Here is a 13,624-nt window from a genome sequence, read left to right as displayed (position 1 = left end):
ATGGAATCGATACCACATTCTCATACGACAGCATCAGCTAACTGGAGGATAAAGTCATGACGAACGAAACTAGCCGTACTTGGTGGCAACAAGAAATTTTCTATCAAATCTATCCGGCCTCATTCAAAGATAGCAATAATGACGGCATAGGCGATCTGCCTGGCATCACTGCCGAATTACCGAAGTTAAAAGAATTAGGCATTACCACGATTTGGTTGTCGCCGGTTTATAAGAGCCCCATGGTTGACAATGGTTATGACATTGCCGACTATCAGGCGATTGATCCGCGCTTTGGGACCATGACTGACTTTGATCAGCTCATGGCAACTGCCAAAGATCTCGGTATCAAAGTGGTAATGGATTTGGTGGTCAACCATACGTCCGATCAGCACCGGTGGTTTCAAGCGGCGCTCAAGGATCCGGCCTCACCATATCGGGACTTTTATATTTTCCGCCAGGGTCATGATGGTCAGCCGCCGAACAACTGGCGCTCAAACTTCGGCGCTGGCTCGTCATGGACAGCGGTTCCCGGAGAGCCCAACACCTATTATCACCACGTCTTTTCCCCACAACAACCGGACCTGAATTGGGAAAATCCGAAGTTGCGGCAAGCCATTTATAGCATGATCAACTGGTGGCTAGCCAAAGGCCTCGCCGGATTCCGGGTCGACGCCATTACGTTTATCAAAAAGGATCAGGATTTTGCTTCTATCACGCCAGATGGCAGCGATGGGTTAGGCAAGGTTAAGCGCAAAACGGAAAATCGACCGGGTCTGGATCAATTTCTCAAAGAGTTGAACACTGCCACCTTTAAACCAGCCAATGCCGTCACGATCGGCGAAGCGTCCGGCGTTGCATACGATCAACTCGGTGACTTCATTGGCGAAAACGGCTACTTCTCAATGATTTTTGATTTTCATTACGCCGACATTGACGTCGCTTCCGGGTCTGAGTGGTTCAAGCAAACCAACTGGACGCCGAAAATGCTTGGCGAGGCGATTGCCAAAAGCCAGCTGGCGATTCAAAAAGTTGGCTGGGGGGCTAATTTTCTTGAAAATCATGATCAACCGCGAAGCCTAAGCAAGTATATCCGTGAGCCGCAATATCGCAATGCGATTGGGGCAAAAGCCTTAGCACTGTTATACTTCGGTTTACGTGGCTGTCCGTTTATCTATCAAGGCCAAGAACTCGGCATGGTCAATGCGGTGCGAACCAACATTGATCAATTCAACGATCTTTCCGCGCATGACAACTATCGCCGTGCACTGGCAGAAGGTTACTCCGAAGCTGATGCCCTTGCTTGTGTCAACCGACGCTCACGTGACAATGCCCGTACGCCATACCCATGGGACGACAGCCAAAATGGCGGCTTCAACGCTGGTCATGAACCTTGGTTGCCACTGGCCAAGCAAGCTGCTGGCGTGAACTGGCAGGCAGAACACGATGATCCCAATTCGGTCTGGACGTTTTATCAAACGCTCTGCCGCCTGCGGAATGCATCACCATTGCGCGCCGATTTGATCGAAGGCGACTTTGCCCCGCTGGATGCACACAACGACAACGTGATTGCCTATGCCCGCGGGCAACATGTCCAAATTTTTGTGAATCTTAGCCCGAAGTCAGCTGCAGTTGACTTACCAGCTGGTCACGTTTGGCTGAACAATTACCCGGACGTTGGAACGAGCTTACAACCCTATCAAGTGATTCTTATTGAGGTGAAATGATCATGGCTAAAAACTATGAAGAAGAAGCAAAAGCAATTTTAAAGCTGGTTGGTGAAAATAACGTCGATTCCGTGACCCATTGCCAGACGCGACTGCGTTTTGTAGTGAAAGATCGGAAGGCAATTGATGACAAAGCCCTTGAGAAGTTGCCGGAAGTCAAAGGTGTTTTCTATGGCTCTGGCCAATATCAGGTCATTATCGGCACCGGCGTTGTCAACGATGTCTACGCGGCCATTGCTAAGCTTGGCACCGTGAATGCGATTTATGGTAAAGACGACGCCGACACTGCCGGTAAAACCAGCAACGAGCACAAGACAGTCGTACAGCGATTAATGGCGATGCTGTCAGGCATTTTCATTCCAATTATTCCTGTGATTGCTGCCACCGGTCTGTTCTTAGGGCTGAAAAGTGCAGCAACCAATGCGCAAGTATTAAAACTTTTCGGAGCGGTCCCAAGCGATATACCGGCTAGCCTGACATCGGTAATCTCGGTGCTCACCGATACCGTTTTTGCTTTCTTGCCCGCCTTGATCGTCTGGTCGACCTTCCGCTACTTCAAAGGCACACCGATCATTGGGATCGTCATTGGTTTAATGCTGGTTTCGCCAATTCTACCAAATGCGTATTCGGTTGCTGATGGCAGTGCCAAGGCCATTATGCTGTTTGGCTGGTTGCCAGTTGTTGGTAGTCAAGGCTCCGTGTTAACCGCCTTGGTCGCTGGGTTTATCGGGGCCAAACTTGAACTATTCTTCCGGCGTCACATGCCCAACGTTTTGGAACAGATTCTCACGCCATTTTTGACGATGCTCGTCACGTTCGCCATCATGATCATGGGCGTCGGTCCAATTGTCCACGCCATTGAAAGTGGCATGCTTGTCGGTGTTGAAGCCGTGATCCATCTGCCATTTGGAATCGGTGGGTTCCTGATCGGGGCTGCTTATCCACTGATGGTTCTCATCGGGATTCATCAGACCATGATCGCCATCGAAACTTCGCTGCTTGCTTCAACCGGTTTGAATCCGTTGATCACACTTGAAGCGATGTATGGCTTTGCCAACCTCGGCGTTGCCCTCGCCATTTTCTTACGGGCCCGTTCCAACAAGGCTAAAGCAACTTCAATGGGTGCCTTTACCTCACAACTATTCGGGGTTTCTGAACCAACGTTGTTTGGGGTCTTAATCCGTTACAACTTTCGGCCATTGATCGTCACCGTTTTGACATCCGGAATTGGTGCTGCGATTTTAAGCATGCTCAACGTCGCTGCTAACTCGTATGGCCTTGCAGTGGTGCCATCTTATCTGATGTACATCTATAACGGCCATGCGTTGTTGTGGTATACCATCGTGTCACTTGGGACCGTTGTCGCGGCCTTTGTCGCGACCAACGCGTTTGCGATCCCGAAGGAAGTGCTAACGCCAGATGGGGATGTCGAAACCGCCAATGCTGTGATCTCCTCAACTGTCAGCGACAACAAAGTCTATGCACCGGTTGGCGGTGAAACCGTTGCGTTGGATCAAGTCAGCGATCCCGTTTTCGCTTCAGGGATGATGGGTGAAGGCATGGCCATCAAGCCTGCCGAACCTGGCATCAACAAAGTTTACGCACCACAAGCCGGCACCTTATCCGTCGTCGCCGACACCGGCCACGCATACGGCCTAACGACAGATGATGGCATGGAAATCCTCGTTCACCTAGGCATCGATACCGTCAATCTCAAAGGTGCACCGTTTACAGTCGCCGTCAAAGCCGGTCAGCATGTCAACCAAGGCGACTTGCTCGGCACCTTTGATCAAGCAGCTATTAAAAAGGCTGGGCTAGACGCGACTACCATCGTGCTCATTACCAATAGCAAGTCTTATGCACAAATCGAGCCAGTGGCGGCTGATACCACGGTTCAGGCTGGGGCGGATTTGCTCGCGGTGCAGCGTGAAGATGTGAAGGTTGAATCGGTTGAACCGGCTTGATGTTGTTAAACAACGTTCAAATAAGCTGGTGGGAATCTCTAGGCTAAAGTTCTATGCTGTGCCAAACTGCGCAATCTCCGGCCAGATGGGGCTGGAACGCTGTGACGGCGCTTCGAGCCCAAAGACCGGTCTCGAAGTCGCCTAACAACATCAGCTCCACAGCCCGTCGCTGTGTTGTTTGCACGGCTGAGCCCCATCTGGCCTACGATTGCTCCGCTTTGGCACTGGGATCTTTAAAATTGATGCTAAATTACCTATGATAAGGCTAATAATTTTCCGCTATACATTGAGTGATGTCTCAACATGCGTAGCTAAAAATTGCCCCCAAATTGCCCCCAATTTTAAAAAATACCCCTAGTACCGACAGATGATTGAAGCGTCTGTTAGTACTTGGGGTATTTTCAATGCTAGATGGGAGCCAGAGTGACAAGTTGCCAACCTGTAGCGGCTTTCGACTAGTCGGTCTATTTTTTTTGCAAACATCCTTAGTTAACAAGGCTGCGAGAAGCTGAGTGCTAAATTAGTAGAGCGTGCCAAGAAACAACAGTGGATCATAGCTAGTCAGTGTTTACCTTGTCTGTGGTCACCGTCACGACAAACGTAGACTCGTCTTTTTGGTAAAGCCGGTGAATGTTTTGCAGTAGCAACATGATCCATGACATTGCGAGGGCAAAGGCAATCATCTCAAACGCTGTCAGTGACAAGTAGTGGACGAATTGGAAGAGGATTGCGGCGAAAATGATGATGCCGCCGATGATGTAACTGGTGCTTAGAAATTCGCGCGAAACGCCTGGCAACAGCCAACGAACTGCAATGATCATGCCGATAATGAAATAATTCAGGAACCAAGCACTTTGCGTATGCAAGATATGCATGAGGCCGCGATTGTTCGGGAAAAGGCCGACGCCCAGCAAGGCAATCGCCGCAACCGTCAACATGATCCGCATCGTGATCAACCGCCAATCATTTTTTCGATGCGCCATCAGTGGTACGAAGAGATAATCCACCAGCGCGATCCACAGCAAGGCCGACACAGCGATGGTGAGATTAAATTGCCACGCATTCAACGCCTTGTTCGTGCCAAGAAAACTGACGTTATGTTGCCACCACTGGCGCGAACTATTTGTCACAATCGCGCCAATGACGCCGCCAACGAAGGTCGATAGAAACAGGGTCGTGATGAAGGAGGTCGAAATCGACAAGGCCGAATAAATCATCAGGTAGTTCACAATACTGATAAACAGCAGGAATAACCCAGTCGCCGTATAAATATCAAAACTGACGCCTTCAAACATATAGCCAATCACCCAGAAAAACACTGATGTCACAAACGCGAGAATAATTGCAAAGGACAACAGCATCGTTGGAAAAATTCGCCAATAACGGCGCCGATGATCCCGCCCATGAATCTGGCGATGATTCTGAATGTAAGCAACCGCAAACGTAGCGATCCCACTCAACTCGCCCAGCACAATGACCATCTGGGCAATCGAGTTCTTTCCCGTCATTGGCACCTGCAAAATCTGGAAATAGATAAAGTAGACCAAAAACGCGATTCCAGCCAAAACCGTGGGAATCAGGAAGAACCGTAGCGAAATCGTCTGCGTCCCCGTATCCGTCCGTTTAGGCCGAATCACGGCTTCCTTATCTTTTAAAGTAACTTCAACTTGCTCGCCATCTTTAATATCAAGATCTTCCATGATGGCGTCTGGGATGACGACGTGATGTGTTTCTTTAGCCAATGTTTTAACACGCTCCAAAGTTGGTTTGATGTGATGTGTTCAGGAACTTACTGTAGCACATTTTGGAAAAAGGGTGTTGCCAACTTAAAGTACGGTCTAACTTTCGATTGTTAGGCAATGCCTATGATACAATCAATCTGAAGTTATGCGGTAAGGGAGACTCGCAGTCCGCCTATGGGCTGGCACAAAAGGGAGCTTTTATTTTCAAGATTGATTGAGCCTTTTTCTAAACGATAGGAGGTACGCGTCATGACAGAAGCAGACCACGAAATAAGATATGCAGAGTACATGAATATGATCAACATGACCTATTCTGAAGCAGTTGCCTATTTACTCAATAAATATGGACCGGTGAAAGACAACTATTTTAATGAAAAATCTTATCAGCGTTTTCTAAACGGTGAAATCAAGTCTATTAGCAAAGGCAAGTATGCCAGAACTTCAGAAGGACTCTATACGCACCATGTTGACGAGAATCGTGCAGAAAACCTGAGTGATCTAAGATTTATTCGACATTATCAATATCCGTTTAGTATGCATCGTAAAGACAGACTGGTATATGCGGATCTAATCGAACATCTTATTTTGCACGCCATTATTGCTAAAGAGACAGATGGACGCTTTGGTGAAAAAGGATATAGCGTTTTCTTAGCCCCAAATGTCGATCAATGGTTTATAAGTAAGAAGATGCCGGAACCTGAGTGGATGAAGGCAGTGTATCGGCGTTCGTTTCTGACTAAAGAAGAGGCAAAGAGACTTTTAGAGCAAATTGATAGTGGCCCACGAGCAAAAGTTGCTCGATATTACAGAATCTGAATGATTCTTACGCGGTGAAAAAGCAGTGTTACTTCATGATTAGCGTGAAGTGGCACTGCTTTTTGTTTACGTTTCTAAATGTAGTCAGATTTCGCTACAGAATTGTCCCGAAAACAAATGTAAACTCTAACACAATATTTGCTCTATTCGTTACTCAACTTCAATTTAGTCCGAATCGGTGACGAACGTATCCTGATTTTCTGTCAGAAGTACATATTAAATCAGTCAGTCAGTTGAGTCCCTCTGTATGGACGTTGCCCGTAATATGCTTCATAATGAAGAAGGTTATCTATACGCTGGAACGCAGCGTTAAGGTTCAAAAAGCATCTCGGTCTTGCGGGCTGCTTTGGATGAATATTAATACAGTTTTGAAGATGCGAATCAAGGAGTATGAATGGTTCGTCAGTGGCTTGCAGGATCTGAAGAAATACGACTAACGGGTTTTGCAATGACAACAGGAGGAGTCAAGAATGGGTGCAACACTTGAATCTACGTTTGAAAAACGATTAATCGAACAGTTAACGAGGGGCATTTCACAATGGACGTATCGTCCGGAGCTAAAGACAGAGGAGGATTTGTGGCGTAACTTTCGGCAGAAAATCGAACAAAATAATGTTGCTGTGTTGGACGGACATCCGCTAACAGAACAAGAGTTTCGTCAAATTCAGAATCAGCTTCAATTTGGTACGTTTTATGATGCCGCTAAGTGGTTGGCTGGCGAAAATGGTGTGGCCAAAGTTCAAGTGCAACGTGAAGATGCCACGCTGGGAACAGTTCGACTAGAAGTTGTTCGTCGGGAAGATGTAGCTGGTGGTACTTCTTCCTACGAGGTTGTTAATCAGATCGAAATGCCCAAAGTGTTTGCTGACTATCAGAACCGTCGGTTTGATGTTTCACTTTTGATCAATGGACTACCGTTAATTCATATCGAACTCAAGAATGCGGATCATTCATACATGGATGCTTTTCGTCAGATAAAAAAGTATCTGAGTGACGGTATGTTTAACGGCATCTATTCAGTTGTTCAAATGTTCGTTGTCAGTGACCCGTACCACACACGTTATATTGCGCCGGCTTCAGGCACCAAGATGAACGAGCGCTTCTTAACCAACTGGGTCGATGAGCATAATCAACCTGTAGAGACGCTTACTGATTTTACGGATCAGGTACTTTCAATTCCACAAGCACATAAAATGGTGACTCAGTATACCGTGATTGATTCGATTCGAAAGTCCTTAATTTTGCTGCGGCCTTATCAGATTCATGCGATTGAGCGAGTTCGTGAGGCGACAAAACACCAAGTGTCCGGATACGTCTGGCATACCACAGGCTCAGGAAAAACGCTTACAGCATACAAAGTAGCTCGAAATCTTTTACAAATTCCCAGTATTGATAAAACTATCTTTATTGTGGATCGAGTCGACCTAGACCAGCAAACTACAAGCTCTTTCATGGCTTACGCTGAAAACGATACGATTGATATTGATGAGACTGAACACGTTCGCGATCTTATTAAGAAGCTAAAAAGTACAGACCGCACTGTCATTGTCACAACGATTCAAAAGCTTAACTTTGTCATGCGTCGGTTCGCGGATAAGCAAGGCACACGAGACTATGAGCGATTGACAAAATTAAAGATTGCTTTTGTTGTTGACGAGTGTCATCGTGCTGTTACTTCGCGAAAACAGTGGGAGATTAACGGCTTTTTCCATCACGCGTTGTGGTGTGGCTTTACGGGAACTCCCATATTTGAGCAGAATGCACGCAAAGAAGAGGGGAACTTGCCCCGAACGACTGCGGAACAATATGGCGAACGACTGCATGAGTATACAGTTAAAGAAGCAATTCATGATGGTGCTGTCTTGGGCTTTCAAGTGGAGTATATAAATACGATTCGTGAAGATCAACTCACTGAGTTAATTGCGAAGCGCACAGGAGAGTCCCTTGCAGATGTGGCGAAGATGGATCCTGTTGAGATGGAAAAGAACCTGCTCTCTTCTGATTATTTGAACAAAAATCATATGTGGAAAGTGATAGAGGGGATCGTCAACCATTCACAAAAGAAGCTGGGCTTGTACAATGGCCGAGGCAATTCTTACACGGCTTTGTTGACAACTAGCTCCATTTCGCAAGCACAAAAATATTATGAATTGTTCAAAGAGTTACGTGCTGGTAAAGCGCCATTTACAATGAACAAGCGTACCTCAGAATTATTACCTGACTTTCCGAAAGTTGCTATCACTTATTCAGTCACTGAAAATGATCTCGATTCAACCCTGAATCAAGACGCGATGCGGAAGTCCATTAGTGACTATAACGAGATGTTTGGTACGAGTTACAGTCTTGAGAATATTAACTTATATAACGCTAATATCAATGATCGGTTAGCTCGTAAACAGGCCCGTTATCTGTCTCGTGAAGAGCAATTAGACCTCGTTATTGTGGTTGATCGATTATTGACTGGTTTTGATGCACCTTGCTTGTCTACCTTGTTTATTGATCGCAAGCCGATGCAGCTGCAAAATATCATTCAAGCCTTTTCTCGAACCAATCGTATCTTTGACAAGAATAAACAGTATGGACAGATTGTTGTCTATCAACTGCCGAATACCTTTGCAAAAGCAGTCGAAGATGCGTTAATCCTCTATTCAAATGGCGGCGAAAATGAAGTCCTTGCCCCTGAGTGGAAGGTAGCACACAACCGATTAAAGAAGGCAGCTTCAAGCTTGAAAAAGTTCAAGATTGATCCTTCTGGTCCACCTATCAGTGAATTGCCAGATGCGACCTTGAAGCAATTTGCCAAGGCATTTCAAGGCTTTGATAAGGGACTGGCTGCTGCGCAGGTTTATAGCGAATATGACTCAGACGAAATTCAAGATGAGATTGCTATCGATTCGCAAGACATCGAGGCGTATACGAGTGCGTATCAAAATGTCATTGACGAATTAAAGCGGCGTCGACAGACTGAAGGGCCGGAAGAAGACGATTTAGATATTGAGTATGAGTTGGAAACCGTACGTCAGGATACGATCAACTACGAGTACATCGTTAATCTCATCCAAGCCTATGTCAGCGATTCTCGCGATGATAAGCCTGCTGTTAGCCAAAAGCGGGTGGAAGAAATTTCGAATTACGTCGATAGATTGAAGAACAACAACGAGAAACTTGGCACGTTGATGGAAAGCCTATGGCGTAAAATTCAAGCTAATCCTAAAGAATTTCAAAATCAGAATGTCCAAACTTTGCTTCAGACAATGAAAAACGAAACAATCGAGCATTTGGTCAAGGATGTCGCGACGACATGGGGTGCTGATCCTGCAGAGGCGCTTTTCTACGCTGAAAATTTTGATCCTAAGAAAGAATCTAATCCCGGCGAAGAGAGCTTAAAACGTCATATGGATTATGAAATGTATAAGGAAAAAACTGAAAATCCGGTTAAGAAGATCTCGTACTGGCGCGAATTTAAAGATGCATACTCGAATCTTATTCGCGAAGAGATCTTGCCACTTAATCAGGACTAATTTGGAGGAACTTAACGATGGCTCAAATGACGTCACAGACACTGTACCAAGCACTTTGGAATTCTGCCGATATCTTACGATCAAAGATGGACGCCAGCGAATATAAGAATTACTTGCTAGGCTTAATTTTTTACAAGTATCTTTCTGATCGCATGGTGGTTTATGCTTCAGATCAATTGGAGGAGAAGACAACAGATCTGGATAAAGCCCAGCAAATTTACACGGATGCATACAATGATAAAGATTTGCATGATGATCTGATAAGTAATGTTTCCGATGAGTTTGGTTATCACATTCAGCCTGATCTGACTTTTACGGCTCTCATAGACAAAATCGATCATGGCACCTTTCAGCTTGAAGACCTTAGTCAGAGTTTTCGAGATATTGAACAATCCAGTGAATTCTTTTCCGGATTGTTCGAGGATGTTGATTTATATTCTCGAAAATTAGGGGCAACTCCACAGAAGCAGAATCAAGTCATCTCGGATGTCATGAAACAAATCTCGACGCTTGATCTGGTTGGTCAGAACACGAATGACATACTTGGGGATGCATATGAGTATCTGATCGGTCAATTTGCCTCTGATTCCGGCAAAAATGCTGGTGAGTTTTATACGCCGCAGTCGGTGTCACGTCTTATTACGCAAATCGCGATGCACGGTAAGGAAGATGTCCGTGGTTTCACGATTTATGATCCGACAATGGGATCAGGCTCACTGCTTCTAAATGCGCGTCGCTATTCGAACGAACGTCTGTCTATCAACTACTTTGGTCAGGAACTGAATACGTCAACGTATAATTTAGCGCGTATGAACATGATTCTTCACGGTGTGCCAATTAATAACCAGCATCTGCACAATGCTGACACCTTGGATCAAGACTGGCCAATTGAAGAACCAACAAACTTTGATGCCGTTGTGATGAACCCACCATACTCAGCGCATTGGCAGCCATCGAAGGGGACGGAAAACGATCCCCGGTTTGTCAGCTATGGACTTGCACCAAAATCTAAGGCTGACTTTGCCTTCTTACTCCATGGCTACTATCACTTAAAGGACACTGGGGTAATGTGTATCGTTTTGCCGCACGGTGTTCTTTTCCGTGGTGGTGCAGAGGGGCGTATTCGTAAAGCATTACTTGAAAACGGCGCGATCGACACGGTGATTGGTTTGCCTGCAAACATCTTCTTTAACACGAGCATTCCAACCACAGTCACGGTCTTGAAAAAATCTAGAACGACTCGTGATGTGCTCTTTATTGACGCATCAAAAGAATTCGAGAAGGCTAAGAACCAAAACCATCTGACAGGCGACAACATCCAAAAAATTCTCGAAACGTATATCAATCGCAAGGATGTTGATAAGTATGCCCATGTCGCGTCATTTAATGAGATCAAGGAAAATGACTTCAACTTAAATATTCCGCGTTATGTTGATACGACAGAACCAGAAAAGCCAGTTGATGTGGTCAAAGTGGTTGCTGATATCAAGAAAAACGATGAAGAAATTGCAAGATTAAGTTCGGAGCTAGCCAAAGATTTTGACGATTTAGTGGCCAATAATGACGAAGCTGCCAAGCAACTCGCCGCCTTGAAGGAGCTGTTTAAAAATGAGTAAGGATGTTAAAAACGTTCCTGCATTGCGGTTTAAGGGGTATTCTGACGCTTGGGAAAAGCGTAAGTTGGGGGAGACAAACTCATATTTTACTGATGGAAATTATGGCGAGTCATATCCGAAAGAATCTGAACTTAGTGACAAGGAGAATGGAGTTCCATTTTTAAGAGGGAGTAATCTTAGAAATGGTGAACTTATCGAAGATAATGCAAATTACATTACAAAGGAAAAACACGCTGAGTTGACGTCAGGTCATTTAGTTGAAGACGATATTGTTTTGGCAGTTCGTGGGTCCTTAGGAGCGTTAGGATACGTTAAGGAAGAGAACATCGACTGGAATATCAATTCTCAACTAGCAGTTATTCGAACTGATAAGTCGGAGTTAAGTGGAAAATTTTTGGCTCAGTTTCTTCTTTCCTGGAGAGGTCAAAAAGAACTATTATCTCGAAATACAGGAACTGCTTTAAAACAATTACCAATTAAGCAATTGAAAGATGTTCCAGTTCCAATCGTGAATCTTGATGAGCAGAAAGAGATTAGCGCATTGTTCACAAGCATCGACAACCTTATCGCTGCAACTCAGCGTAGAATTGATGATTTAGAACAAGTCGAAAAAACTTTATTGCAACATTTATTTGACCAGTCGTGGCGCTTCAACGTATACTCCGACCCATGGGTAAAGAGTAAAGTGGCCAATATGGCTAAAGAAAATTTTGGCGGCGGCACTCCCTCCACCAAGAAGAGAAGCTTTTGGACCGGTTCATTACCCTGGATTCAAAGTTCTGATCTAGACAAGTCAAATAAATATACAGTGATTCCAAAGAAGTTTATTTCGTCCGCTGCGTTAAAAAGCAGTGCAGCAAAAAAAGTGCCCTCAAATAGTATTGCAGTTGTAACCAGAGTTGGAGTTGGAAAGTTAGCATTCATTAATTACGACTATGCGACAAGTCAAGACTTCCTCTCGTTTTCTTTCCTTAACTGGTCTGCGTTTTTTTCTGTTAATTTATTGACTCGTGTGATGGAACAAATGTCTAACGAAGGCCAGGGCACTTCCATAAAAGGAGTAACGAAATCTGAGTTACTGGCAAAATCCGTTTTAATTCCAACCTCTTTAGAGGAACAGATTAGTATCGGCAATCTATTAAAGTCATTTGATGACCTTATTAAATCAACCTCTAACAGATTGTCAAAACTGGAACTATTAAAAACATCCTTACTAAAGAATCTTTTTGTATAAAGCTTACGCTGACTTTTTCTAGTTCATATGGTAAACAGTTTAATTGTCTAACAAAGACAACTAAACCAAGGAGGTGCGCAATGAATTTACGCACACAGAAATTCCATATGTACTTCAAACAGTGGATTGAGCTCTACAAGGAAGGCGCTGTTCGACCAGTCACTTATCAGAAGTATCAAATGTCTCACAAGCATTTGGTCACGCTGGCTCCTGATCTGCATATGGACGAACTCAAGCGACGGACATATCAAGAATTGATCAATGAATTCGCCGCGAACCACGAAAAGCAGACGACACTCGACTTTCACCACCATCTCAAGGCAGCGATCCTGGATGCTTTGGACGAAGGCATTTTAGAACAAGACCCTACGCGCAAAGTTGTCATCAAAGGAACCGTGTCGCGTGTACATAAGGTTAAGTTTCTAAATCAACATGAACTCACAAAGCTGTTGGCCTTGTTGGATCTCGATCACGGATTGGACTGGGATTATTTCCTGCTGCTGATCGCCAAAACAGGCCTACGATTCGGTGAAGCGCTTGGCGTCACACCCATGGACTTTGACATGGCAAAATTAACGCTGACGATCAACAAGACATGGGACTACAAAAGTGCCACTGGAAGCTTTGCAGAGACAAAGAATACTGCCTCTGTTCGCAAGGTGCCGCTTGATTGGCAGGTTGCGATGCAATTTGCAGCTCAAATCAAAAGTCTACCGCAGGACAAGCCGATCTTTGTTACAGATGGGCAACGCGTATACAATGAGACAGCAAATGATATTCTTGAGCGCAAATGTAAGCGGGCAAGCATCCCTGTCATCAGTATTCATGGACTGCGCCACACCCACGCGTCTCTGTTACTATACGCAGGTGTCTCAGTTGGTTCAGTTGCGAGACGACTTGGACACGCCAATATGAGCACCACCCAGAAGACATACCTGCATATCATCCAAGAATTAGAAAACCAAGACAACGATAAGATAATGCGCTATCTTACCTCATTGATGTAA

The 13,624-nt window shown here is 45.1% G+C and carries 8 protein-coding genes; 7 read left to right on the top strand and 1 reads right to left on the bottom strand.

The window, feature by feature from the left end:
- Positions 1-56 precede the first annotated feature (56 nt).
- Complete coding sequence (locus AC07KQ_RS10170; protein WP_003580326.1) at positions 57-1,724, top strand: glycoside hydrolase family 13 protein; 1,668 nt, start codon at positions 57-59, stop codon at positions 1,722-1,724.
- A 2-nt stretch (positions 1,725-1,726) separates the two neighbouring features.
- On the top strand, positions 1,727-3,688 hold the full coding sequence (locus AC07KQ_RS10165) for a PTS sucrose transporter subunit IIABC (protein WP_027111533.1): 1,962 nt from the start codon (positions 1,727-1,729) through the stop codon (positions 3,686-3,688).
- A gap of 557 nt (positions 3,689-4,245) precedes the next feature.
- On the opposite strand, the gene AC07KQ_RS10160 is transcribed toward AC07KQ_RS10165, so the two are convergent.
- Complete coding sequence (locus AC07KQ_RS10160) at positions 4,246-5,430, bottom strand: AbrB/MazE/SpoVT family DNA-binding domain-containing protein (RefSeq protein WP_003566756.1); 1,185 nt, start codon at positions 5,428-5,430, stop codon at positions 4,246-4,248.
- A gap of 249 nt (positions 5,431-5,679) precedes the next feature.
- Between AC07KQ_RS10160 and AC07KQ_RS10155 the strand changes: the two genes are divergently transcribed.
- The 5 genes from AC07KQ_RS10155 (at position 5,680) to AC07KQ_RS10135 (ending at position 13,624) form a co-directional block, all read left to right on the top strand.
- Positions 5,680-6,246, top strand: a complete 567-nt coding sequence (locus AC07KQ_RS10155; RefSeq protein WP_003580320.1) for an SAV1803-related protein — start codon at positions 5,680-5,682, stop codon at positions 6,244-6,246.
- Positions 6,247-6,716: 470 nt separating this feature from the next.
- Positions 6,717-9,767 (top strand): type I restriction endonuclease subunit R, encoded by a 3,051-nt coding sequence (locus tag AC07KQ_RS10150; protein WP_076665435.1) that lies wholly within the window; start codon positions 6,717-6,719, stop codon positions 9,765-9,767.
- A gap of 17 nt (positions 9,768-9,784) precedes the next feature.
- The gene (locus AC07KQ_RS10145; RefSeq protein WP_003580315.1) at positions 9,785-11,383 is read left to right on the top strand and encodes a type I restriction-modification system subunit M; all 1,599 of its coding nucleotides are present in this window, start codon (positions 9,785-9,787) and stop codon (positions 11,381-11,383) included.
- On the top strand, positions 11,376-12,617 hold the full coding sequence (locus AC07KQ_RS10140; protein WP_263774509.1) for a restriction endonuclease subunit S: 1,242 nt from the start codon (positions 11,376-11,378) through the stop codon (positions 12,615-12,617). Before AC07KQ_RS10145 ends, AC07KQ_RS10140 begins: the two co-directional genes overlap by 8 nt.
- Positions 12,618-12,697: 80 nt before the next feature.
- On the top strand, positions 12,698-13,624 hold the full coding sequence (locus AC07KQ_RS10135; protein ID WP_003580311.1) for a site-specific integrase: 927 nt from the start codon (positions 12,698-12,700) through the stop codon (positions 13,622-13,624).

The sequence above is a fragment of the Lacticaseibacillus sp. YLM2-1 genome (genome assembly GCF_056583465.1).
This window is presented reverse-complemented; position numbering and strand designations above follow the sequence as displayed.